Below are 24,181 nucleotides of genomic sequence, written 5' to 3'. Positions count from 1 at the left end.
TGCTAAATTCTACATTCTTTCACCAAATTCCCAAAATTACAGTGAAATCCTTTAATTGAAATCCATTTTTCCAATAAGTGAGCAAGTATATTATAGTTGTTGATAAACTTGGCTGGCGTCAAATTTATGTGTAAGTTTGCAGTTCGTTAAAAAAGATGGACGTGTTCCATCGACTTGTTTCACAACAAAAAATATAATGTTCTATGGCAGTTAGAATTCGTTTAAGCAAAAGAGGTAGAAGAAAATTAGCTCTTTATGACATCGTGGTTTCAGATTCAAGATCTCCACGTGATGGTAAATTCATCCAAAAATTGGGTACTTACAACCCTAATACCAACCCTGCTACTGTGGTATTAAATGATGAATTGACATTTGACTGGGTTATGAAAGGCGCTTTGCCAACTGATACAGCTCGCACAATATTATCTGAGCGTGGTGTTATGTTCAAAAAACACTTACAAATAGGTGTTGACAAAGGAGCAATTACTCAAGAAGCAGCAGATCAAAAATATTCAGCTTGGGTTAACCAAAAACATGCAGCTAAGACAAGTTCTAGCGATGCATTGGCTGGCAAAAAAGAAGCAGATAAAAAAGCTCGTTTAGCAGCAGAGGTTAAAGTTAAAGAAGCAAAAGCAGAACAAGTTCGCGCTAAAAAAATCGTTGCTGAAAATCCAGTAGCAGCAGCGGATCTTGCAGAAGCAGCTGAAGCACCAGCAGCAGAAGAACCAGCAGCAGAATAATTAAGTACATTTAAATTATGAGTTCAGAAAATAACATCCTTTGGGGTAATATTATTAAGACTCATGGTGTAAAAGGGGCAGTATTGGTTCAGGTATTTTCTGACGACTTAACCGATTACGAAACATTGGAATCTGTTTTTGTTGAAATTAAACAAAAACAGATTCCTTTTTTTTTAACTTCTTTTAACTTCGCTACCCAAAAGCGTTGCATACTTTCCTTTGAAGATATTGAATCTGTTGAAGCAGCCAAAAGTATAGTTGGTGCTGATATTTATATCCCTATTTCTGAAATGGCAGAAGCAGACGAAAGTAGATTCTCCTATCAAGTATTGATGGGCTTTACAGTTGTTGATTCAATACAAGGCGAACTGGGAATAATCTCTAACTTCTTTCAAAAAACAGGTCAAGACTTGTTGATGATGGATTATAAAGAGGCTGAAATATTAATACCTGTAACGGATGAAGTTGTTACATCGGTTGATATTACTACCAAGCAAATATTTACAACATTACCCGATGGCTTAATCGAAATATACCTGAACGAAGACGTATCTGAGTCGGATGAGAATTGATATCATTACCTGTTTACCCAAATTATTAGATAGTTTTTTTGCACATTCTATTTTAAAGCGTGCGCAAGACAAAGGACTGGTAGAAGTGCATGTGCATGATATTAGAGATTACACCTTGTTTAAACACAAGCAAATCGACGACTATTCATATGGTGGAAGTGCGGGTATGGTCTTAATGATTGAGCCGATTGATCGTTGTATTACAGCATTAAAAGCAGAACGCGACTACGATGCTGTAATGTATATGAGTCCGGATGGCAAAACATTTAATCAACAAACAGCAAACCACTTTTCGTTATTTAAAAACATCATTATTTTGTGTGGACACTACAAAGGCGTAGATGAGCGTGCACGAGAAGCGTTTATAACACACGAAATAAGTATTGGGGATTACGTATTATCAGGAGGCGAGCTCGCCGCTGCTGTTGTTTCCGATGCGTTGATTCGATTATTGCCAGGTGTTCTATCCGATGAGACTTCTGCTTTAACCGACTCTTTTCAGGACAATCTTTTGGCGCCAGCTGTTTATACGCGACCTGCTGAGTACAAAGGCTTGAAAGTTCCGGAAGTTTTATTGTCAGGAAATGAAAAAGAAATTGAAAAATGGCGCATCGAAAATGCCCTAAAACGTACAAAAGAAAGAAGGCCAGATCTTTACGATAAATTTACCTCAGATCCAGATCTGAAGGATTAATAAAACTTATTCGTTCTAGATATAGATAAATAGATTTTAATTGCTAACTTTGCAGTCCTTTATTGGAAAAGATATAAAGACATTAACTACTTACATATATGAGTAATTTACTTAAAATAGTTGAACAGGAATATTTAGCGGTACAGAAAGCGCTTCCTGTATTCAAGGCAGGTGATACAGTGAATGTACACGTGAAGATTAAAGAAGGTGCTAAAGAGCGTATTCAGCAATACCAAGGACTTGTAATCCAAAAAAGAAATACTGGCAACGGAGCTTCTTTTACAGTACGTAAAATTTCTGCAGGTATTGCAGTAGAGCGTATCTTCCCTACAATGTCTCCATTCATTGATAAAATTGAAGTATTGCGTTCTGGAGCAGTTCGTAGAGCACGTTTATTTTACCTACGTGATAAGACGGGTAAAAATGCACGTATCAAAGAAAAGAAAAAACCAGTTGAGCAAATTGCTAAGTAGTTCAACTCAGATTGATATACAAATAAAAAAGTCTCGTAAATTTTACGAGACTTTTTTATTTGTATAATTTTAAAAGGAGGGATATTTTTACTAATTCCCCATTCCTTCAAATATCTTAAATTTAGCGATGCCCCAACGTTGTAATCTGAAGCAAACAGATACACGCAAAACGCCTAGGCCATATTGAACGCTACGTTTGAAATTAATGCTACTAGCGTCATCAAAATACTTCGTAGGGCATGTAACCTCTCCGATTTCGTATCCTGCGAAAGCTATTTGTCCGAGCATTTCATTATCAAAAACAAAATCGTCTGAATTTTTTTCCAATGGCAATCGCTCTAAAATTTCTTTACTGAACGCTCTGTAACCAGTATGATATTCGGCAAGCTTTTGCCCCATCATAATATTTTGAAATAAGGTTAAAAAACGATTTGCAATATATTTATACATAGGCATGCCGCCACGAAGTGCGCCTTTACCAAGTATCCTAGAACCCAACATAACAGGAAACAATCCGCGTGCTATTGGGTAAATCATTGCCTCTAATAATAATGGAGTATATTGATAATCGGGGTGAAGCATTACTACGATGTCAGCGCCATTTTTAAGCGCTGCCTCGTAACAGGTTTTTTGATTTCCACCGTACCCTTTATTTTTATCATGTCTAATAACTGTATGGATGCCTAACTTTTTTGCAACATCATACGTTTCATCCTTAGAATGGTCATCTACCAAGATAACTTCGTCAACAATATTAAAAGGGATTTCTTTAAAAGTCTGCTCTACTGTTTTTGCTGCGTTGTAAGCAGGCATAACAATAATAATCTTCTTGTTATCGATCATGGTACAGTTACAATTAGTTCAAATAAAAAAGCCTCCGGTTGTTACCGAAGGCTTTACTCGAGTGGTGATGAGTGGGATCGAACCACCGACACAAGGATTTTCAGTCCTTTGCTCTACCGACTGAGCTACATCACCTTCCGTTATTAGGAGTGCAAATGTAGCTAAAAATTTCGTTTATTTGCAAATAAGTTCATTAAAAAATTAAATATTAATTATGCACCTAGTCGCACAAATCGTTTTTGCAATCTTACTTGGTATTGCAGCAGTGGGAATTTATTTGAGTATCAGTAGAATCCGAAAAAATATTTTATTGGGAAGGGATGAAGATCGCTCAGACAATAAAATGCTTAGAATTAAAAATATGGTTCTTTTGGCTCTTGGTCAAAAGAAAATGTTTAAAAAGCCACTTCCTGCTATCCTCCACTTTTTCGTATATGTTGGCTTTTTAATCGTCAATATCGAAATGTTAGAAATTGTACTCGATGGTATATTGGGAACGCACAGATTATTTGCACCCTATCTTGGGAGCTTATATCCGATACTAATCAATGTATTTGAATTTTTTGCTTTGACGGTAATTGTTGCGTGTGTTGTATTCTTAATCAGAAGAAATTTTATTCATGTCAAACGTTTATCGGGTCTTGAAATGACTAAATGGCCATCCTTAGATGCGAATATTATTTTGGTGATTGAAATTTTATTAATGCTGGCATTCTTAAATATGAATGCCTTAGATCAAGTATTGCAGGGCATGGGTAGTACACATTATGCAGTGTTGGAGCCATTTTTCTTTAGTTCATTCTTAAAAGGGCTTTATATTGGATCTTCAGAAAGCTTTTTAATCACATTAGAACGCTCGTGTTGGTGGTTTCACATTATTGGTGTTATGTTCTTTGCAAATTATGTTTTCTATAATTCAAAGCACTTACATATATTTATGGCATTTATAAATACCTATTATGCACGATTAAGCGCCCCAGGTAAATTTACAAACATGCCAGAGGTAACAAAGGAAGTTAAATTAATGTTAAATTTACCTGTAGAGGAAAGTGCAACCGATGCAGCACCAAGTAGATTTGGAGCAAAGGATGTACGTGATTTAAGTTGGAAAAATTTATTGGACGCATATAGTTGCACTGAGTGCGGTAGATGCACACAACAATGTCCTGCAAATCTTACAGGCAAGAAGTTAAGTCCGCGCAAAGTCATGATGGACACACGCGACCGATTAGAAGAAGTTGGTAAGAATATTAAAAAACAGGGAGATGCATATGATGATGGAAAATCATTATTAGGTGATTATATTACGGATGAAGAAATACTGGCTTGTACTACATGTAATGCCTGCGTCGAAGCTTGCCCAGTAATGATTGACCCTGTGAGTATTATTTTACAATTACGCAGATTTAGATTGATGGAAGAGTCTCAAGCACCTGCAGCATGGAATGCAATGTTATCTAATATTGAAAACAATATGGCGCCTTGGAAATTTTCACCTGCCGATCGATTCAATTGGGTTGAAAAGCTAAAAAACTAAAATGCTTTTCAAAATAAATTAAAATTAAACCTAGAAAAACGCGCCTTAGGCATTATGCCTTCTGCTTTAAGCTATAAAAATATGGAATATAAAGTACCCACAGTTGCTGAATTAAAAGCACAAGGCCTTAGCCCCGAAATCGTATTCTGGATAGGATGTGCAGGATCATTTGATGAACGTGCAAAGTCTGTTACGGTAGCATTTGTTAAAATATTGAATCATTTGAAGATAAATTTTGCAGTATTAGGTACAGAAGAATCTTGTACGGGAGATCCTGCAAAACGCGCGGGGAATGAATTTTTGTTTCAAATGCAAGCAATGTCAAATATTCAAGTTTTAAATGGATATGGCATTCAAAAGATTGTTACTACGTGTCCGCATTGTTTCAATACATTGAAAAATGAATATCCTGAACTAGGTGGTAATTATGACGTCATTCACCATTCTCAATTGCTGCAAGAATTTATCAATGACGGCAAAATCAAAATGATTGAAGGAGGAGAGTTTAAAGGGAAGAAAATTACTTATCACGACTCTTGTTATATTGGCAGAGCGAATAATATTTATGAGGCGCCTCGTAGCGTGTTGGAAATATTAGATGCGGAGTTGGTTGAAATGAAACGTTGTAAGACTACGGGCTTATGTTGCGGTGCGGGTGGTGCACAAATGTTTAAGGAAGCTGAAAAGGGAAATAAAGAAATAAATGTTGAACGTGCAGAAGAGGCGATCAATACTGGCGCAACGATTATTGCATCAAACTGCCCTTTCTGTATGACGATGCTATCGGATGGGGTTAAGAACAAAGAGAAGGAACACTCCGTAAAAGTGTTTGATCTAGCAGAACTAATTGCTCAATCTCAAGGTTTATAAAGATATGTATATACCATTTAATCAATTATCGGCATCCTCTAAAGTGTGGATATACGCTTCGAAGACTCCTTTTTCTGAAAATCAACAATCAGGAATATCAGAAATATTAACACATTTTACAGATACATGGCAGGCACATGGTGTAGAATTGAAGGCTTCTTTTGAAATAAAGCACAATCATTTTATCATAATTGGGGTTGACGAGCAGCATCATGCACCAAGTGGATGTTCCATTGATAAATCTGTTCAAGTAATTAAAAATATTGAATCTCAGTTCAATATAAATCTTATGGACCGCATGGTTGTCTATGCCTTAGAGGGAGATTCGATTAAAACGTTGTCCATTAATAATGTGCCAAATGCTGTTCAAAATGGAGATTTAAAGGCTGAAAGTCAAGTTTTTGACAACACGGTCACTTCTATTGAAAAGTATAAAAAAGAGTGGATGAAACAAGCACAAAATACATGGTTACATAGATATTTTATCTTAGTAAAATAGTAGAGCAAAGGGGTTATTAGGCAGGAATGTGCAAATAAGTTATATTTTTCTATTACAAAGTTGCATTTTAATATAAAAAATACCTTAAATTGCTTAAATTAAATACATTGGTTTATAAACTAAACTTATCAGAATAACATTCATGACAAGGTTCATCAAGGCAATTTTTATCTTGGGTCTCGCAGTAGCAACTGCTTGTAGCCCTAAAAGTGCAAAGTATTTTGCTAAAGCAGAAGTTCAATATACTCAGGCTGAGTATCAAGACGCAATTGAAAATTATCAACAAGCGCTCAGCGAAGGTGGAGATCCTGCACAATGTAATTATCGTATTGCAGAATGTTACAGACGATCTAATCGTATTCAAGAAGCAGAACCTTTTTACAAGAAAGCAGTTGAAGCTGGCGTTAAAGACGAAGAGGCATATTTCTTTTATGGAAAAGCAATGCAATCTGTTGGCAACTATGAAGGCGCTGCTGCGGAGTATAAAAAATACATTAAAAATGGATCGAACTTCGATTTAATCAATAGAGCTAAAAAAGAGCTGGAAAACTTAACTGCACTTCAAGCAATTGTTGAAGAGAAAAATTACTACAAAGTTTCAAACATAAGCGCTTTAAATACTTCTGAAGCGGAATATGCACCATTCTTCTTTAAAGATAAATTGTATTTCACTACTTCAAGAGATGCTGAGAAAATGCACTCCGCAACGGGTACTGGCTTTACAAATATCTATGAGTTTGTTTTCGATAATGTAGAGCAATTTACAGGACAAGCAATGCCAATTGCTGGTGATATCAATACAGACGGTGCACACGAGGCTTCTTGTATCTTTACCAAAGATGGTAAAACAATGATTTTTGCACGTGGTAACACGGGCGCCAAAAAAGGGCCTAAAGATGTAGATTTGTACAAAACTACCTTAGATGCAGATGGTAAATGGACAGAACCTGTAATGCTTGCTATCAGTGATGATAAAGCTTGGGATGCATGTCCTGCATTTTCATTGGATGAAAAAACATTATTTTTTGCATCAAACAGAGATGCAGACGGAGCTCTTGGTAACGTTGATATTTACAAAGCTACATTAGATGAAAATGGCGAATGGTCTAACCCAGTAAACGTTGGTGCACCAATCAATACAAGAGGAAACGATATGTATCCAAATGTTGCTTCTGATGGGACATTTTATTTCTCTTCGGACGGACACCCATCTTTAGGATCTTTAGATGTTTTCTATATCAAAAATGAAGGCGGCAAATTGAATATTAAAAATATTGGACAGCCAATCAACACAAGTTATGATGACTTTGGTTTGGTTTGGAAAGACAGCTTGACAGGTTATTTTACTTCAAACCGTGTAACAGATGGTGCACAAGGCGATGACGATATCTATGAAGTTAAGAATACATACTGGGATAGAACGGCTACTTATACTGTAGACGGAACAGTTTTTGGAAAGAACAAAAAGAATCCACAATACATTCTTCCAAACGCACTTGTCTATTTATTAAACTGCAAAGGGGATACACTAAAAACAGTAGTTGCTGATTCAGAGGCTAAATTCCAGTTTCAATTGAAACCAGATTCATGTTATTACATTGCAGCACAAATGGACAAATATTTTGCAATGCCAAAATCTGAATGGGCTAAAGTAACCATACCAACGGTTCCATTGAAGAAACTGGAAATAGGAGAAAACGAAATTAAGAAAAGCGCTGTCGTTCTGTTGGTTAAAAAGGAACGTATTATTATTGTACGTAACATCTTGTATGATTACGATAAATGGAATATCCGTCCTGATGCAGCTGTAGAATTAGATACTATGGTAATGTTGATGAAAGACAATCCAGAAATCAATATTGAATTAGGTTCTCACACGGATGAGCGTGGTGCAGCAGAATACAATAGAGTGCTTGCTCAAAAACGTGCTCAAGCTGCTGTAGATTATATGGTTAACCATGGAATTGAGAAAAGCAGAATTATAGCTAAAGGATATGGTGAAGACGAACCTGCAATTAGAGGTGCTAAAACAGAAGCGGAACATCAAACAAACCGTCGTACTACATTTAAAGTGTTGAATCACTTTAGTGACGATGTTGAAATTCAACAAAAATAAAATTATTTTCATACATAAAATGAAAAGTCTCCCGATTAATCGGGAGACTTTTTTATTTTTACATATTAAACCAAAACATACTCATGAGTACTAGTAGCGATCGTTATATGCAGCGCGGTGTTTCTTCTCAAAAAGAAGATGTACATAAAGCCATAAAGTCCATTGATAAAGGTATTTACCCAAGAGCGTTTTGTAAAATAATACCAGATATATTAGGTGGTGATCCTGCATATTGCAACATCATGCATGCAGATGGTGCAGGTACAAAATCCTCATTAGCGTATATATATTGGAAAGAAACAGGAGATATTTCTGTTTGGAAAGGAATTGCTCAGGACGCTGTCATCATGAACATCGATGATTTGATCTGTGTTGGTGCAGTAGATAATATTTTACTTTCTTCAACAATTGGAAGAAATAAAAATTTAATCCCCGGTGAGGTACTTGCAGCGATCATTAACGGTACAGAAGAAGTATTGCAGATGTTACGCGATAATGGCATAGGCATTTATAGCACTGGCGGTGAAACAGCAGATGTAGGCGACTTAGTTCGCACCATCATTGTAGATAGTACGGTAACCTGTCGTATGAAGCGTGAAGACGTAATTTCAAACGAACACATTAAGCCAGGCAATGTAATTATAGGTTTTGCTTCTGATGGACAAACCAGCTACGAAACAGAATATAATGGCGGAATGGGAAGCAATGGCTTAACATCTGCACGACATGATGTATTTAATAGAAGCTTGGCAAAAAAATATCCTGAAAGTTACGATCCGCATGTGCCAGAGGACTTGGTCTATTCAGGTGAAATGAATTTAACGGATTCGTACTTGAATCTACCTTTAGATGCGGGCAAATTGGTATTGTCCCCAACAAGAACATATGCGCCATTAATGAAAGAAATGATTGCTCAATACAAAGGTAAGATGGATGGAGTGGTGCATTGCAGTGGCGGCGGACAAACGAAGGTGCTTCACTTTACGGATGCGAGCACACACATCATTAAAGACGACTTGTTTGATGTGCCACCGCTATTTCAATTAATACAAGCACAAAGCAATACGCCTTGGGAAGAGATGTATAAAGTATTCAATATGGGGCATCGTCTTGAAATTTATACAGATGCTGCCAATGCAAACGGCATGATTGAAATTGCGAAGAAATTTAATATAAATGCTAAAATAATTGGTCGTGTTGAAGCGCCAGTAGAAGGTAAAAGACTTACTATTACTGGTCCGCAGGGGACAATTTATACGTATGCTTAATGTTATTTCGATTAATTAGAGAATGCACGAATTAAGCTTAAAACGTGTTATTGTTTAAAAAGTGAAGCTTATTCAGTAGATTTTAAAATTTAGAATTCATGAAAATACCTTTTTATAAATACCAAGGAACGGGAAATGATTTCGTATTGATTGATAATCGTACATGTATTTTTGATCGGAATCGCAGAGATATTGTAGAGAAAATGTGCCATAGAAGATTTGGCATTGGCGCAGATGGCTTTATTTTATTGCAAAATAAAGAAGGCTATGATTTCGAAATGGTTTATTACAATGCAGATGGAAATGAAAGTACCATGTGCGGAAATGGTGGTAGATGTATTGTGCAATTCGCTTATGACCTAGGGGTGATCGGAGATAAGACGCATTTCTTGGCTATTGATGGTGGGCATGACGCAGAAGTAAAAGATGGCTTGGTGCACTTACATATGAGCGATGTTGGAGAAGTTAAGGATTTAGGAGGGAGCGCCTATTTCTTAAATACTGGCTCACCACATTATGTAAAAGGTGTTGAGCAGTTGGATTCGTATCCTATTTTTGAAAAAGGAAAAAAAATCCGCTACAGCGATGCATTTGCGCCAGGTGGCACCAATGTCAATTTTATGGAAATGCAAGGAGATACGTTGTTTGTTCGCACTTATGAGCGTGGCGTTGAGGATGAAACCTATTCTTGTGGAACAGGCGTTACTGCTGCCGCAATTACAGCGGTAAAACTTGGCGCTTCCAACCCAGTTTCAATAAAAACCTTAGGTGGCAATTTGAAGGTTTCTTTTGACCAAAAGAGCGAAAACCAGTATATAAATATTTATCTGATTGGACCTGCAAAACGCGTGTTCGAAGGACAAATTGATGCAAATTTTAACGTGTAAGTCAGGATTAATTTGTACATTTAATACGCCCGAATGCATTGTTTAATCGTGCAGGGGCATTATAAACGATATTCAATATTACGTATTCATAAATAAGATGTTAGGAATTTTAGCAAAACTGTTCGGATCAAAGTCTGATCGCGATATCAAAAAATTACAACCTGTAGTAGAACTTATCAATGACGAATTTAGAAGAATGTCTTCTTTGTCGGATGATGAATTAAGAGGGCAGACTAAAAAAATAAAAGACATCATTGACTTAGATTTAAGTCCGATTGATATCCAAATAAAAGCGGAGCACGACAAGGTTGCAGCAAATCCTGATTTAAGCATCGACGACAAAGAAATTATTTTTCAAACGATTGATAAATTAGAATTAGATCGCAATAAAGAATTAGAAAAAGTATTAGAAAAAGTGTTGCCTCAAGCATTTGCTGTAGTTAAAGAAACAGCACGTAGATGGAAAGAGAAAGGCAAACTTTCCGTTACTGCAACACCTATGGATATTGAAATTGCTTCTAAAAAGCAAAATGTTCAAATCATAGGAAATAAAGCTGAATGGAGTAGCAAGTGGTTGGCTGCAGGTACAGAAGTGACATGGGAAATGATGCACTTCGATGTTCAGTTGATTGGTGGTATGGTATTGCATAGCGGAAAGATTTCTGAGATGGCAACAGGGGAAGGTAAAACACTTGTTGCAACCTTACCTGCTTACTTAAATGCATTAGCACGTAGAGGAGTTCATATTGTTACAGTGAATGATTACTTAGCGAAACGAGATAGTGAGTGGATGGCACCCTTGCTTGAGTTTCATGGCATGACTGTTGACTGTATCGATAAATATCAGCCAAATTCAGATGAACGTAAAAAAGCATACGCTGCAGATATTACATACGGAACAAATAACGAATTTGGCTTTGATTATCTTCGCGATAACATGGCTACAAATAAAGACGATCTTGTTCAACGTGGGTACCATTATGCTATGATTGATGAGGTCGATTCAGTCTTGATTGATGATGCACGTACGCCATTAATTATTTCTGGTCCGGTACCAAAAGGCGATCAACATGAGTTTGCTGAATTGAAGCCACGTATTCAGCGTATCCTTGAAGAACAAAAGAAATTAATCAACGGGTTTTTAGTTGAAGCAAAAAAATACATAGCTGCAGGAAAAGAAAAAGAAGCAGGTTTAGAATTATTGAGAGCGCACCGTGCATACCCTGGTTACAAGCCTTTGATTAAGCAATTGAGCGAATTGGGTGCGAAGACTATTTTGCAAAAAGCAGAAAATGAATACATGGCAGAAAATAATAAGCGTATGCCTGAAGCAGATGCTCCTTTGTTTTTTGTTATTGATGAAAAGCACAACCAAGTTGACCTTACAGAAAAAGGCGTTGATTTTATAACGGGCGAACAAGAAGATTCCAATCTATTTATTTTACCAGATATCGGTTCTGAATTGGCGAAGATTGAGAAAGATAAGTCGATTACAGATCAAGAGCGCATGGAAAAAACGGAGCATTTGCTGAGCGAATACTCTATGAAACAAGAACGCATCCATACACTACAGCAATTACTTAAAGCCTATACCTTATTTGAAAAGGATACGGATTATGTAATCATGGACAGCAAAGTTAAAATTGTAGATGAGCAAACAGGCCGTATCATGGATGGTCGTCGTTACTCAGACGGTTTACACCAAGCACTTGAAGCAAAAGAAAATGTGCGTGTTGAAGAAGCAACACAAACATATGCTACGATTACATTGCAAAACTATTTCAGAATGTACCACAAGCTTTCAGGCATGACCGGTACTGCAGAAACAGAAGAAGCAGAATTTCATCAGATATATACATTAGACGTTGTTGTTGTGCCTTCTAACAGGCCTCTTGCACGTTTGGATGAACAAGATAAAGTATACAAAACGACGCGTGAAAAATACAATGCGGTAGCCGACGAAATTGTGGAATTAACTGAAAAGGGTAGACCTGTATTGGTTGGTACTACTTCGGTAGACATTTCAGAATTATTAAGCAGAATGCTTAAGATGCGTAATATCAAGCACCAAGTATTGAATGCAAAACTACACGCAAAGGAAGCAGATGTTGTTGCTGAAGCTGGTATGCCAGGTACAGTTACAATTGCAACAAACATGGCGGGTAGAGGTACAGATATTAAATTAACTCCTGAGTCTAAAGCTTCGGGTGGTTTAGCAATCATTGGTACAGAGCGACATGAATCAAGACGTGTAGATAGACAGCTTCGTGGTCGTGCAGGTCGTCAAGGTGATCCAGGCTCTTCTCAATTCTTCGTGAGTTTGGAAGACAACTTAATGCGTTTATTTGGATCAGATCGCATCGCTAAATTTATGGACCGAATGGGTTATAAAGAAGGTGAAGTGATTCAGCATTCTATGATTTCAAATTCAATTGAACGTGCACAGAAAAAAGTTGAAGAAAACAACTTTGGTCAACGTAAGCGTTTGCTTGAATACGATAACGTAATGAATGCACAACGCGTTGTAATTTATAAGCGTCGTAAAAATGCCTTGTATGGGGAACGATTAAAATTGGATATTCTAAACATGATCTATGATTTGTGTGAAGATATGATTTTCAGCGCACACCCAATGAAAGATTATGACAATCTAAAATTACGTGCCATCACTATTTTTGGAGTGATACCAGACCTTACAAAAGAACAATTCGAAAAGCAACCTGTTGCCGTTTCTGTGAAATCCTTATACGATGAGGTATTTAAACATTACGAACAAAAAATTGCTTTTGCTAAAGAGAAAACGCAACCCACTTTCAACGATTTATTTTTAACTCGTGGTGAGGCAATCGAAAATATTGTCATTCCATTTACAGATGGTAAACGTAGTGTGAATGTAATCGCACCTCTAAAAGAATTGGCGAAAAAGGAGTCACATACGTTAGAACAATCTATTGAACGTTATATAACACTTGCTGTTATTGACATGCATTGGAAAGACCATTTGCGTGAAATGGATGAATTGAAGCAATCGGTTCAAAATGCTGCATACGAACAAAAAGATCCTTTATTAATTTACAAATTCGAAGGGTTTGAATTGTTTAAAAAGTTTATTTATACGGTTAACGTAGATATTGTTTCCTTCTTATTTAAGGCAGATATACCTAAACAAGACAATACTGTCCCTGTTAGGGAAGTGAAACAACAGCAAGTACAACAACCTAAATACAAAGAGACGAAAGATGAAGCAGGTTCTGCGTTTGGCGGAGGCACTTCAACTCAATCTGAAGAAAAACAAGAAGCGCCAAAACTAGAACCCATTCGTTCGCAAAAAGTAGCGAATAGAAACGATAAAGTTTCTGTACAATACGTGGATGGAAGCGTAAAGCGTGATATTAAATACAAATCTGTTGAAGAGGATATCGTAAACAACAAATGTGTATTAATTGAAGAATAAGAATTTAACTGAAGTATGAATATGCGTCCTTGGATTAAAAATAGTATTAAGACTGGCTTTGTAATGAGCATCATATTATTGAGCTCATGTGCGGCTATGTCTCAAAAACATAAATCCAATGTTGTTTCCTACTATGAAGATTTAAGCCTTGTACGTCCACAATTTATAAATCCAGATACGCTCGATTCTAAATCAGGGAAAGTGAAAACTCCCACAGTAATGCCACCTTTTCAAAGTGATGTGAGCAAGCCACTGAATGCACGGATTGATTCGTTAGCTACTATCAATAAGGCTTACTCAACGATGCAAGGTTATCGAATCTTGGTGTATACAGGCGCTAGTAGTGACGATGCGCAACGTAATAGGCAATCCGTTTATAATTACAACTCAGACTTGAATGTGTATACACAATATAAGCAACCAAGCTTTAGAGTGAAGGTAGGCGATTTTACCAATCGCGTAGAAGCGCATTATATCTTAAATGATTTGAAGCAAAGTTTTCCAAATGCGATGATTGTCCCAGATCAAATCAATTTGCTGCATTAATATGGAATTGAAAAAACACATACAGCAATTAGCAGCAGATATTTCTTCGGATGTGATTGGTTATAGAAGACATATACATGCCAATCCAGAGCTGTCTTTTGAAGAGTACAATACCAGTGCATATATTTCACAATTGCTTCATTCTTTTGGAGTAAAGCATGAGACAGGTATTGCAGGTACGGGTATTGTTGCATTGATTGAAGGTAAGAATCCATCTTCAAAAGTCATTGCATTGCGTGCGGATATGGACGCATTACCCATCGAAGAAAAAAATAACGTTCCGTATAAGTCTACCAATATTGGGGTGATGCATGCTTGTGGACATGATGTACATACTTCCTCTTTGTTAGGTACTGCAAAAATATTAAGTCAAGTTACGGATCAATTTGAAGGTACAATAAAACTCATTTTTCAACCAGGCGAAGAAAAATTTCCTGGCGGGGCATCACTTATGATTGACGCGGGTGTTCTTGAAAACCCTGCACCTGTAAATATCATGGGGCAGCATGTCATGAACTTAATTCCTGCTGGTAAAGTAGGTTTTAGAGAAGGCATGTACATGGCAAGTGCCGATGAAATTTACATTACAGTTAAAGGCAAAGGCGGACATGCAGCCATGCCAGACAAGAATATAGATCCCATTTTAATAGCATCACATATCATTATTGCCTTGCAACAAGTTATTAGCCGGAATTGCGATCCACGTATACCTGCTGTTTTATCTTTTGGTAAAATCATAGGTATGGGTGCAACAAATGTTATTCCAGACGAAGTACATATAGAAGGCACTTTTCGCACCCTCAATGAAGAGTGGCGTGCAGAAGCAAAGCAACGCATTCGTAAAATGGCTGTAGGTATTGCTGAATCTATGGGGGCAACCTGTGATATTGATATTAAAGACGGTTATCCATTTTTGAAAAATGCTCCAGCTTTAGCAAAACGTATGCGTGCTGCAGCTGTAGATTTTTTAGGAGAAGACAATGTGTTGGATCTTGACTTGTGGATGGCAGCAGAAGATTTTGCATACTACTCACAAAAAATTGATGCAGGGTTTTATCGTTTAGGTATTCGCAACGAAGCAAAAGGCATTACTGCCGGGGTTCACACAGCGAATTTTGATATTGATGAGACTGCTTTGCAGACAGGCACAGGATTGATGGCTTGGTTGGCGTTGGAGGAGTTGAAGGCGAAGTAATTTGAACCGAAGGTGATTCCTTATTTTACTTTATCTGTGCGATGCTTTTCATTCAATCATCCTCAATATTCAACAATGTTTTATTGATGAATGTGTCTGAAATTATCCCACCATTCTCACATACAAATCCTCAACCTTTTTTCTAGCCCAAGGCGTTTTTCGCAAAAAAGTCAAACTTGATTTTATACTCGGGTCAATATTAAAGCAATTTACATTAATTATTTGCCCCAATTCTTCCCATCCATATTCATCAACTAGCTCGTTTAAAACCATTTCGAGCGTTTTGCCATGCAGCGGATTGTTTACTTGTGTAGACATGAAACCAGAAGGGTGGGAGATTAAATAATACTTTTATTTACAATTGGCCTGCCAATGAATTCAATAGGTTTATCAATCTCCAACCAAGATTTACATCCACCATATTCTGGCAATATATCAAGGCTAAAAGATGCTCCGAATTCGCATACTTGAACAATCATTAAATGGATGCTGTTACCCCAGCGTTCGAAGCGTTCTTTAATCACTTCTTCATTCCATGCATGAAATGCATCTAGCTTTTTTACTTGCTCCCAATCCGTTATCACTTGTACATCGGCTACGTGTACATAATATTTTATTTCAACTTTATCAGGTATGGTATGAAAACGCGCATCGCTTAAAAAAGGCTTCCAGCTTGGCTTTATCATTTCATCCGATTGATGAAATAGGGTAGGGTACAAGACGAATTGTTTGCCTTTTAACTCAAAGTCTCCAGAGCCATCTTCGTCGATACCTCCTTTGCGAAGTATAATACTTTGCTTGCCTTTGCCCAAAGCATCTACAATGCAAGCCCATTCTTTAAATGCTAAAGCCATTATTTTGTTTTTAATGATTTTTCATATTGAATTAAAAAATCATCTAGGTTTTCATAGCCAATGCGTTTTGCTATAATTACTTTATTTTTATCAAGCACATACAATACAGGCGTTGCATAGATGTCGTAGGTAATTTTGAAATCGGTATGGTTTTTAGAATCACGCACATTTAACCATCCACGAATATTGTTTGCGCGGATAAATTTCATCCAATCTTCATCTTTGCGTTCTATACTTGCCGCATATACTTGTATGCCTTTTGATTTATTTTTGAGCCACCATTCGTATAGCTTAGGAGTTTCTTTTTGACAATGACCACATTGAGAATCCCAGAAAAATAAGATGGTGTAATTTGCATTTACATCATGCAAATAGCGATACGTTCCCGATGTGTCGGTCATGTATAAGTTCGGTGCTTTTTTGCCTAATAATAAAGGGTCAAGTAATTCTACGCGCTCTTTAATTTTTGTAACGGTTTCTGGTGTTGCCCAAAAACATTTGCCCTTCATATAATATTCTTTTCCTAAATGAACAAATACGGCATCCATACCCATTACTTGAGATGTTTCATATTTATAGGTAAAGTCTCTAACAAAATATTCGAATAAATCTTTAGAAGCTTTCGTCTTCGTTAAGATCATGTCGATTTCTTTGATGAGAGAGTCTGGGCGTTGTACCACTAAATTTTTAAAATACGTGTCAACCTTTGCAACAAGAACTGGTGTGCGCAGGAGTCGATCATCCGAAAAGTCAACATTGTCAAAATAATGTTTTTTGTAATAATGATACTGCCACGTAGAATCAATGGTTCCATCTGCGCGTTTCGGTGCAGGCGGAACTTCAACTTCTTTAGACGTTTTTAAAATGGCAGTAAATAGACTCGTCGGATTAGATGCTAAATAACTTTGTATGTACACCAACATGGTCGAATCAATGCCGGACAATTGTTTTGTTAGTTTTTCTTTTTTTGCACCACTTGCAGTTTTTATTTGCGCATTCAAGGTGTCTGCCAATTCTTTTTGGCTTAAGAAGAAATTCTGATACGCATAAAATGCAGTATTGTCAGGTGAGTTTTTGAATTGGGCAGATTTAACCATATCTGCTTCATCTATAGAAAAGCTTAATGTATTGGGCTTTAAAATGAAATCAAATATGCGTTGGCCAGGTAATAATAAAAAATACATACCTTCTTTAAGATGGGTTGTATCTGCAAAAGAAACCATTCCTTTCGAATCAACAAGTGCTGTATCTTGATAGTAGCGCTTGTCGGCTTGATATCTAGCAAGGAAAACAGTATCTGCTTGCTTTAAACCTTTTATTTGCACTTTAATATCATAGCCTAAAGGTTTGCCTGCTGCATTGCAATAGTATATACTAGCGAGAGTCGACAGGCAAATGAATACATAGGATTTAATTGAATTCATGATTATAGTACGGGTTTATTGTATGCTATTATTTAGTATGAATTTAAGAAATGTATTTCAATTTTTATACCAATATTACAATCCAAATGTATTTTAAATGCAAAAAAGGCAGCATCGCCACCTTTTTTGCATTTAAAATACATCTAAATTATTTCATTTTAAATTTATTTTTTAGGGCATCTGCTGCAGATTTCTTAATAGAATCTTCCGCTGCTTTTTGCTTTCTTTGTAATTCTGCTTGTACTGCTGCTTTCTGTTTGGCAATTTCAGCATTTGCTGCATCTTCTTGCTTTTTCAATTCTGCTTGCGCTGCTGCTTTTTGTTTTTCTACCTCAGCTTCAGCTTGGGCTTTAGTTTTATCTATTTCAGCCTGCACTTGTTTTCCTTGCTCACTATTTTTAATTCCAGATACAACAGCATCTTTAATGTCTGCTTTATTTACTTCGCCAAAATTTGTCTTAATAATCGAAACCTTTGTATTGTCATAAGGCCCTTTAACGTTTAGGTCTATGATAATATTTTTTGGCATAGAGATCGCCGATGTTCCTATAAGTCCAGACAGGGCTTTGTTTGCCTCATCACCAAGCGCACCAGAAGGGGTTGTTAATTGCATGTCATAATCTACACTGCCATCTAATTTATTCAAGCCTTTGGTGATGGCAATTTTCGATTCTCCAGATTTGATGTCAAAAGGTGCAACAACCAACGAACCGTTTTCGATTTTAAAGTTTAATAATAAATCTTTAATCTCTAATGGATCCATATTTTTCATTCTCGTCAAGGTTGCAATGGTACCAAGTAGAGGATTGCTTAATACTTTTAATGAACTTGATCCTAGAGAACCCTTGCCGTTAAGTGTTGCATAAACAGGCATCATTTCCTTGTCTAATAAGCCTCCCATAACAAGAGACAGGTTAACATTACCGTCAACATAATTAGCAATCGGAGCCATCTTTTTAACGGAGTTAAATGTTTTGTATGCTTCTTTCGCTGCAACGTCTTTCATGACCATATCCATTTTGAAAGATGGTTTCGCCATATCTTGTGTATTGTAATCTCCACTAAATAAGAACGAACCGCCCAATGAATTAAAGTTTAATTTATCCATTGTTACAATACCATTCTTAACAATGATTGCGCCTTTCATATTTGCCAAATCCATATTGCTATAGATTACTTGATTCATATCGGCATTGAAGGTGAAATCAATGTTTTTGGGTACTTCAACAATTTCCATAGGTACTTCTTCAGCTGGAGGAGTACTTGCTGTTGTGCTTGTTGGCTCATCTGCCATCCACTCGTTCACATCAAACTTATTAGATTTCATCGTCATTACACCGTGTATAGTTGTGTCTTTACCACCAAACATATAGCCCATATAATTAGACATGAAACCAGTAATGTTATAATCGCTTTTGCCAAGCATACCCTGCATCGTAGAAATATTGAAGCGCTCCGGAGTTAATGTTAAATACCCCTTCTTCATTGTATAGCCTTGTGGCAAATCCGTGCTCTTATATATTAAATCATCAATATCTAAAGAGCCGCTTGTTTGCGTATTCACATAATTCCCTGCTTGCACTTCAGACAAAATACCTTTGGTTGTCATATCTGCATTCATACGTCCAGTAAGGGTTGTGCCTTCAATAGGATATATTTTTGTCATTTTCGCAAGGTCAATAATTCCTTTGATCGTTGCTTCATAGTTTGGATCATCAAAGTTTTTAACAAAAGCTTTCATTTCAAATGGTTCGCCATCAAGAATAAGTTTGAAGTAGTCTAATAAAAATGTAGATGTTTTCATATTTCCATCGCTTGTGGCAACTGCGGAAAGGTTGATATTCTCAATAGGCTCAGGAAACTCGGATGATTTTACATATCCATTTGCTAAATTCATGTTTGCAGTAACCATAGGCATCAGTTTTAAACTGTCACTGTATTTGCCTTTAGCTTTAACATCCATTCCAAATAACCCTTTAAGTGTTGTGCCTTCTATCGGATAGAATTTACTAACATCTTCTAATTTAACTTTAGCCAAAACATTTGCATCAATATCATATGGGTTCATGCCATTCATCAATACACGCGCGTCAATAGGGTTTGCGCCCATTTCCATGTGAAATGCTTTTAAGTTGACAATTACATTGTCAATGATGCCATCTTTGTCATCTACAGACAAATCCATATTAATATTTTTAACGGCATCTGGCAAATCGGGATATTGAAAGAAACCATTTTTAATCAACATGTTTAATCCAAAACCTGGCAAGGTGTTTTCATTATAAATCCCTTTTACGTAGCCATCAAAACCGATAGAACCATCTGTTTTAACTTTTTCAAAATCTTTATTATAAACTGCAGGCACTAAAGAAAGAAGGTTTTTGAAATCTGTTTCTTTTGCTTTATAGGTAATGTTCATTTTGATGTCATCACCAGGCATTTCAACAGAACCGTCAAAGCCTAACTTGAAATCATTAAGGGCGAATTCGTTTTCTAAAAATGTATAAATAGATTTAGCCATGTCGATTTTTACCGTAGCATCAGCTGTAAACGTTTGTCCGCTTAAATATCTTGTACCATCGTATTCAACCAATACATTTGTTGTTTTTGTATAGGTTTTCAAATCATAAATATCGGAGGCAATATCTCCACTACCTGTATGGTCAAAATGTTTCAATTCTGCATACATCGGCATGGTCTGGTCGTCATAAATAATGAAACCGTCTTTAATTTCCCATTTTTCTATACTAATATTCAACGGACTTGATTCTTCAGAAGGAGTAGTTTGTGTTGTGGTATCAGGGTAGGTAATGTCCCAACTCATTTTTCCACTCTTGTCGAATATGGTTACAATTTTAGGTTGGTCTAAAAATACACCTTTGATTTTTATTTTGTCTCCAGAGATTACACTCATAATATCAAGCGTCAAACTGAATTCTTTAGCCGCAAATAAAGTATCACCTTTAAATTCTTGCACGTTCGACATTAAGCCAATGTCTTGTATAGACACACTTAAATTAGGAAAGTGGGAAAATAAGGATAAACTGAAAGATTCTGAATTATACCAAACCGAACCATTAATATTTTTTTGAATTTGCTCGTCTATTATGCCCTTAATTTTGTCTTTAAATAAAAATGGCAATAAAACCATGGCTAGCAATAAAACCCCGATAGTAATACCAGAGATTTTGAAGAATTTTTTCATGTCCTGAGAGTAAGAAATGTAATAAAGAATTGAATTTCGCTTGTGTATAATAACAATTAACGAAATTTAAATAAATTTCGTCTCTTTATAACAAAAAAATGTGTCTTTCTTTGAGATTTTACTTGCTGTAAAATTCGGTTAAGGTATCTGTGATTTTTTCGGTTTCTGTCAAAAAACCATCGTGGCCATATAAGGAATCGATACAAACATATTTAGCATTCGGAATCGAATTCGCTAAAAATTCTTGTTCGCAAACTGGGAATAAAATATCTGTTGAAATACCTATAACCAACGTTTTGGATTGAATACAGTTAAACGCATCTTGGATGCTTTTTCTATTTCGGCCTACATGATGACTATCCATAGCCTTGGAAAGATACCAATAGGAATGACAATTAAATCTTTTTACGAGTTTGTCACCTTGGTAATGCTGATAGGTGGTCGCTCTATAGTCATCTACTTTACTGCTATCTTCTTCGCTTTGTGTTTGAACATAGGTTTCATAGCTTCTGTAAGATAACATTGCAATTGCGCGGGCTGTCTTTAATCCTTCTCTGCCGGCATCTAAGGACGCATTTTTCCAGGTAGGATCCATGTCTATAGCCATGCGTTGCGATTCATTAAAGGCTATGCCCCATGGAGAATGGAATGCATTCGTTGACAATAAAACTAAATGCTTAAAGATAGAAGGTTCTTGAATCGCCCATTCCATCGCTTGCTGACCACCTAGGGAACCACCAATTAATGTATGAATCGTATGTATGGCAAGGTGCTTACGTAAGATGTCATGTATTTGCACCATGTCGCGAATGGTAACAATAGGAAAAGATAAAAAATATGGTTTGTTTGTTTCTGGATTTGTTTCCGTCGGACCAGTTGTGCCATAACAGGAAGACAATATATTGGCACAAATAATAAAGTGCTCTTCTGGGTTGTATATATAATCGGTACCTACCAAACCCGGCCACCAAGATTCTACGTCGGAGTTTGCAGTTAAGGCATGACAAACCCAGATAACGTTATCTTCCGCTTTATTAAGGTTGCCTGCAGTTGAATATTGAATTCGAACCTCTGGCAAAATTACGCCTGACTCAAGAGTAATTGGTTGTTTGTGCGTGTAGATATGATATTCCATTATAAGTGCAAACACGTTAAGGGTTTAACATTTATAACTTCAATTTTAAAGTTGTAAGGAGTAACTTTAAAGGAGGTATTTTGGTATAAAAATAAAGGTTCTCGGTTAAGGTCGAGAGTCGTTAATCGAATCATTGGCTAATTAATTTATATGCCCTGTTTATTCAGGTCAGGAATTAGCACCTTTCTAGATTTGCTCCCAGAGGTTGCTAGAGGTTCAAAGAGCCCGTTCTCTCCCCTCTTCTTTATAAATCAATTACTACTGTAACTGATTTTGAGTAAACAAAAATAAGTATGCGAATTAGAAAAACAAAGTATTATTCGGAAAAATCATACTGCGTCATAAAAAAACTAAACTTTTACATTTATATCAACCTTCATATTATTAATAACTAGGGGGTTGGGTGGAAAATTTCGCCTCTAGCGCTAAAGGATGATATATAACAACTTTAAAAGTAATCTGCCGTAATAGACTAAAGAATTGTATTAAAGCGAATAAATTGATTGATTTTTAGCAAATTATTCATTTATTGCAGATTGAAATACCTTCAACAAGTTATAATCAGTGTTCTTAAGTTGAACAGAATTAGGAAATGATTCAATATAAAAACCCAAATTATTGGTTCTTATTGGTTTGTATAATTATAATGTCGGCAATAGTAGTGGCGACTTATTTTATTCCAAATAAAATCCCTTTTGCTACGGAAGGGGTTGGGATAAAACTGTACCGTATAAACTACGCTGCATTAGCAATTATGACTCTGCTTAGTAACAATATTACCATTATGCGCGGATATTTAATTGCAACGGGCTGGATGATGGTATTCTTTGTGGTTTCAACTTGGCTGCAATTACCACTTCAAGACATTTTTCAATTTACGAAACATGACAATTTCCTCCATTCTAATATAGGAGTAATTTCCATTTTTATAGGTGTTGTTTATGGAAAATCAACTGGATTAAAACATAAAGAGGAATCTTTATAAAATATTCAGCGACTGCTCTTTTATTTTTTCCAATTCTTCCTTCATTTGCACAACCGAACGTTGAATATTTGCATCATTTGCTTTTGAACCAATTGTATTGATTTCTCTTCCAATTTCCTGTGCGATAAAGCCAAGTTTTTTTCCATTCGCTTCTGCGCCTTCCATTGCTTCTAAAAAATAACTTAAATGGCTACGTAAGCGAACTTTTTCTTCGCTGATATCTAGCTTCTCAATATAAAAAATAAGCTCTTGCTCAAATCTACTATTATCTAGTTGCTCAGACTTACTGTAATCATCAAAATGCTGACGGATACGTGTGCGAATCGCTTCTATGCGTTGTGGGTCAAACGCTTCAACTTTAGTAAGCGCATCTCCAATATTTTTAATATACTCTTGAAATTTTAACGAAAGTGTCTTTCCTTCATCTTTGCGAAATTCATTACATTTCGCAATCGCCTCTACAAGTACTTTTTGGATTAATGCCCAATCTTCTGAACTATCTTCAGTTTCAGCCTCAGACTCCATAGCCTTAGGCATTTGAAGGGCAAGTTTGAAAAGGTCAGAGTCTGATGCACCAATTGCATCTGCTGTTTCTTTTAAATCTTTGTAATATAATGCTACGAGTTCTCTGTTAATGAAAACTTTGGCTTTTACTCCACCTTTAGACTGAACATCAATGTTCAAACCCACTTTACCACGTTCAATCGTATTGTTTAAAATATTTCGAACCTCTAGTTCACGATCCGAATATTCTTTCGACAAGCGTAAATTCAAATCTAAAAATTTAGAATTTAATGATTTTATTTCTACTGAAACTGAAATTTTATCGTTCTCGGCTGTGTGAGAACCATAACCTGTCATTGATTTAATCATGGGAGCGGATA

General features: G+C 36.3%; 21 protein-coding genes, 1 tRNA gene and 1 riboswitch. Of the genes, 14 read left to right on the top strand and 8 right to left on the bottom strand.

Going from position 1 to position 24,181, the window contains the following annotated elements; genetic code table 11:
* The first annotated feature begins 203 nt into the window (after positions 1–203).
* The 4 genes from Q0543_RS07895 to rplS all read left to right on the top strand — a co-directional run bounded on the left by Q0543_RS07895 (position 204) and on the right by rplS (position 2,479).
* Positions 204–740, top strand: a complete 537-nt coding sequence (locus tag Q0543_RS07895) for a 30S ribosomal protein S16 (protein WP_299251060.1) — start codon at positions 204–206, stop codon at positions 738–740.
* Between the two features lie 17 nt (positions 741–757).
* The gene (gene rimM / locus Q0543_RS07890) at positions 758–1,312 is read left to right on the top strand and encodes a ribosome maturation factor RimM (RefSeq protein ID WP_299251058.1); all 555 of its coding nucleotides are present in this window, start codon (positions 758–760) and stop codon (positions 1,310–1,312) included.
* The gene (gene trmD / locus Q0543_RS07885) at positions 1,302–2,006 is read left to right on the top strand and encodes a tRNA (guanosine(37)-N1)-methyltransferase TrmD (protein WP_299251056.1); all 705 of its coding nucleotides are present in this window, start codon (positions 1,302–1,304) and stop codon (positions 2,004–2,006) included. The genes rimM and trmD overlap by 11 nt, the downstream gene beginning before the upstream one ends.
* Before the next feature lie 98 nt (positions 2,007–2,104).
* Positions 2,105–2,479: a 50S ribosomal protein L19 gene (rplS, locus tag Q0543_RS07880; RefSeq protein ID WP_299251054.1), complete on the top strand. Its 375-nt coding sequence runs from the start codon at positions 2,105–2,107 to the stop codon at positions 2,477–2,479.
* Positions 2,480–2,569: 90 nt separating this feature from the next.
* Here rplS and Q0543_RS07875 read toward each other — a convergent pair whose 3' ends face one another.
* Together Q0543_RS07875 and Q0543_RS07870 are read right to left on the bottom strand one after the other, a co-directional pair.
* Complete coding sequence (locus tag Q0543_RS07875) at positions 2,570–3,322, bottom strand: glycosyltransferase family 2 protein (RefSeq protein ID WP_299251052.1); 753 nt, start codon at positions 3,320–3,322, stop codon at positions 2,570–2,572.
* A 62-nt stretch (positions 3,323–3,384) separates the two neighbouring features.
* Positions 3,385–3,457, bottom strand: a tRNA-Phe gene (locus Q0543_RS07870).
* A gap of 79 nt (positions 3,458–3,536) precedes the next feature.
* Here Q0543_RS07870 and Q0543_RS07865 point away from each other — a divergent pair.
* The 9 genes from Q0543_RS07865 to Q0543_RS07825 all read left to right on the top strand — a co-directional run bounded on the left by Q0543_RS07865 (position 3,537) and on the right by Q0543_RS07825 (position 15,694).
* Positions 3,537–4,859 carry a (Fe-S)-binding protein gene (locus Q0543_RS07865; RefSeq protein WP_299251051.1) on the top strand — a complete coding sequence of 441 codons (1,323 nt, stop codon included), beginning with the start codon at positions 3,537–3,539 and terminating at the stop codon, positions 4,857–4,859.
* Between the two features lie 81 nt (positions 4,860–4,940).
* The gene (locus tag Q0543_RS07860) at positions 4,941–5,729 is read left to right on the top strand and encodes a (Fe-S)-binding protein (protein WP_299251049.1); all 789 of its coding nucleotides are present in this window, start codon (positions 4,941–4,943) and stop codon (positions 5,727–5,729) included.
* A gap of 4 nt (positions 5,730–5,733) precedes the next feature.
* Positions 5,734–6,228, top strand: a complete 495-nt coding sequence (locus tag Q0543_RS07855) for a hypothetical protein (protein ID WP_299251047.1) — start codon at positions 5,734–5,736, stop codon at positions 6,226–6,228.
* A gap of 142 nt (positions 6,229–6,370) precedes the next feature.
* Positions 6,371–8,344: an OmpA family protein gene (locus tag Q0543_RS07850; protein WP_299251045.1), complete on the top strand. Its 1,974-nt coding sequence runs from the start codon at positions 6,371–6,373 to the stop codon at positions 8,342–8,344.
* Positions 8,345–8,427: 83 nt separating this feature from the next.
* On the top strand, positions 8,428–9,612 hold the full coding sequence (locus Q0543_RS07845) for an AIR synthase related protein (protein ID WP_299251043.1): 1,185 nt from the start codon (positions 8,428–8,430) through the stop codon (positions 9,610–9,612).
* 98 nt (positions 9,613–9,710) lie between these two features.
* Positions 9,711–10,499: a diaminopimelate epimerase gene (dapF, locus tag Q0543_RS07840; protein WP_299251041.1), complete on the top strand. Its 789-nt coding sequence runs from the start codon at positions 9,711–9,713 to the stop codon at positions 10,497–10,499.
* Positions 10,500–10,596: 97 nt separating this feature from the next.
* Positions 10,597–13,953, top strand: coding sequence for a preprotein translocase subunit SecA (gene secA, locus Q0543_RS07835; protein ID WP_299251039.1), 3,357 nt, complete (start codon positions 10,597–10,599; stop codon positions 13,951–13,953).
* A gap of 63 nt (positions 13,954–14,016) precedes the next feature.
* A complete protein-coding gene (locus Q0543_RS07830; RefSeq protein ID WP_299251037.1) occupies positions 14,017–14,499 on the top strand; it encodes an SPOR domain-containing protein in 483 nt (160 codons plus the stop codon).
* A 1-nt stretch (position 14,500) separates the two neighbouring features.
* Complete coding sequence (locus Q0543_RS07825) at positions 14,501–15,694, top strand: M20 family metallopeptidase (RefSeq protein ID WP_299251035.1); 1,194 nt, start codon at positions 14,501–14,503, stop codon at positions 15,692–15,694.
* Positions 15,695–15,796: 102 nt separating this feature from the next.
* Here Q0543_RS07825 and Q0543_RS07820 read toward each other — a convergent pair whose 3' ends face one another.
* From Q0543_RS07820 to metX, 5 genes are all read right to left on the bottom strand, one after another.
* Positions 15,797–16,012 carry a VF530 family protein gene (locus tag Q0543_RS07820; RefSeq protein ID WP_299251033.1) on the bottom strand — a complete coding sequence of 72 codons (216 nt, stop codon included), beginning with the start codon at positions 16,010–16,012 and terminating at the stop codon, positions 15,797–15,799.
* A 20-nt stretch (positions 16,013–16,032) separates the two neighbouring features.
* The gene (locus Q0543_RS07815; protein WP_299251031.1) at positions 16,033–16,548 is read right to left on the bottom strand and encodes a DUF1802 family protein; all 516 of its coding nucleotides are present in this window, start codon (positions 16,546–16,548) and stop codon (positions 16,033–16,035) included.
* Positions 16,548–17,972, bottom strand: coding sequence for a thioredoxin-like domain-containing protein (locus Q0543_RS07810; RefSeq protein WP_299251030.1), 1,425 nt, complete (start codon positions 17,970–17,972; stop codon positions 16,548–16,550). The genes Q0543_RS07815 and Q0543_RS07810 overlap by 1 nt, the downstream gene beginning before the upstream one ends.
* Before the next feature lie 148 nt (positions 17,973–18,120).
* Positions 18,121–21,177 carry an AsmA-like C-terminal region-containing protein gene (locus Q0543_RS07805; protein WP_299251029.1) on the bottom strand — a complete coding sequence of 1,019 codons (3,057 nt, stop codon included), beginning with the start codon at positions 21,175–21,177 and terminating at the stop codon, positions 18,121–18,123.
* Between the two features lie 118 nt (positions 21,178–21,295).
* Positions 21,296–22,327: a homoserine O-acetyltransferase gene (metX, locus tag Q0543_RS07800; protein WP_299251027.1), complete on the bottom strand. Its 1,032-nt coding sequence runs from the start codon at positions 22,325–22,327 to the stop codon at positions 21,296–21,298.
* A gap of 128 nt (positions 22,328–22,455) precedes the next feature.
* Positions 22,456–22,565, bottom strand: a riboswitch (SAM riboswitch).
* A 339-nt stretch (positions 22,566–22,904) separates the two neighbouring features.
* Here metX and Q0543_RS07795 point away from each other — a divergent pair.
* Positions 22,905–23,297, top strand: coding sequence for a hypothetical protein (locus Q0543_RS07795; protein WP_299251025.1), 393 nt, complete (start codon positions 22,905–22,907; stop codon positions 23,295–23,297).
* Here Q0543_RS07795 and Q0543_RS07790 read toward each other — a convergent pair.
* Positions 23,292–24,170 (bottom strand): YicC/YloC family endoribonuclease, encoded by an 879-nt coding sequence (locus Q0543_RS07790; RefSeq protein WP_299251023.1) that lies wholly within the window; start codon positions 24,168–24,170, stop codon positions 23,292–23,294. The two genes, Q0543_RS07795 and Q0543_RS07790, sit on opposite strands and share 6 nt — an antisense overlap.
* Positions 24,171–24,181 lie beyond the last annotated feature (11 nt).

The organism is uncultured Cytophaga sp. (assembly GCF_937863595.1).
Lineage (GTDB): Bacteria > Bacteroidota > Bacteroidia > Cytophagales > Cytophagaceae > Cytophaga.
Note: the sequence above shows the minus strand (reverse complement) of the source record. Positions and strands in the feature narration are given on the sequence as shown.

Bases quoted from the DNA above. Each gene is read 5' to 3' on its own strand.
- Q0543_RS07815 (WP_299251031.1), bottom strand. From the start codon at position 16,548: ATGGCTTTAGCATTTAAAGAATGGGCTTGCATTGTAGATGCTTTGGGC.
- secA (WP_299251039.1), top strand. From the start codon at position 10,597: ATGTTAGGAATTTTAGCAAAACTGTTCGGATCAAAGTCTGATCGCGAT.
- Q0543_RS07850 (WP_299251045.1), top strand. From the start codon at position 6,371: ATGACAAGGTTCATCAAGGCAATTTTTATCTTGGGTCTCGCAGTAGCA.
- rimM (WP_299251058.1), top strand. From the start codon at position 758: ATGAGTTCAGAAAATAACATCCTTTGGGGTAATATTATTAAGACTCAT.
- Q0543_RS07795 (WP_299251025.1), top strand. From the start codon at position 22,905: ATGATTCAATATAAAAACCCAAATTATTGGTTCTTATTGGTTTGTATA.
- Q0543_RS07810 (WP_299251030.1), bottom strand. From the start codon at position 17,972: ATGAATTCAATTAAATCCTATGTATTCATTTGCCTGTCGACTCTCGCT.
- rplS (WP_299251054.1), top strand. From the start codon at position 2,105: ATGAGTAATTTACTTAAAATAGTTGAACAGGAATATTTAGCGGTACAG.
- Q0543_RS07855 (WP_299251047.1), top strand. From the start codon at position 5,734: ATGTATATACCATTTAATCAATTATCGGCATCCTCTAAAGTGTGGATA.
- Q0543_RS07875 (WP_299251052.1), bottom strand. From the start codon at position 3,322: ATGATCGATAACAAGAAGATTATTATTGTTATGCCTGCTTACAACGCA.
- Q0543_RS07865 (WP_299251051.1), top strand. From the start codon at position 3,537: ATGCACCTAGTCGCACAAATCGTTTTTGCAATCTTACTTGGTATTGCA.
- dapF (WP_299251041.1), top strand. From the start codon at position 9,711: ATGAAAATACCTTTTTATAAATACCAAGGAACGGGAAATGATTTCGTA.
- Q0543_RS07820 (WP_299251033.1), bottom strand. From the start codon at position 16,012: ATGTCTACACAAGTAAACAATCCGCTGCATGGCAAAACGCTCGAAATG.
- Q0543_RS07825 (WP_299251035.1), top strand. From the start codon at position 14,501: ATGGAATTGAAAAAACACATACAGCAATTAGCAGCAGATATTTCTTCG.
- Q0543_RS07845 (WP_299251043.1), top strand. From the start codon at position 8,428: ATGAGTACTAGTAGCGATCGTTATATGCAGCGCGGTGTTTCTTCTCAA.
- Q0543_RS07805 (WP_299251029.1), bottom strand. From the start codon at position 21,177: ATGAAAAAATTCTTCAAAATCTCTGGTATTACTATCGGGGTTTTATTG.
- Q0543_RS07860 (WP_299251049.1), top strand. From the start codon at position 4,941: ATGGAATATAAAGTACCCACAGTTGCTGAATTAAAAGCACAAGGCCTT.
- trmD (WP_299251056.1), top strand. From the start codon at position 1,302: ATGAGAATTGATATCATTACCTGTTTACCCAAATTATTAGATAGTTTT.
- Q0543_RS07790 (WP_299251023.1), bottom strand. From the start codon at position 24,170: ATGATTAAATCAATGACAGGTTATGGTTCTCACACAGCCGAGAACGAT.
- Q0543_RS07895 (WP_299251060.1), top strand. From the start codon at position 204: ATGGCAGTTAGAATTCGTTTAAGCAAAAGAGGTAGAAGAAAATTAGCT.
- Q0543_RS07830 (WP_299251037.1), top strand. From the start codon at position 14,017: ATGAGCATCATATTATTGAGCTCATGTGCGGCTATGTCTCAAAAACAT.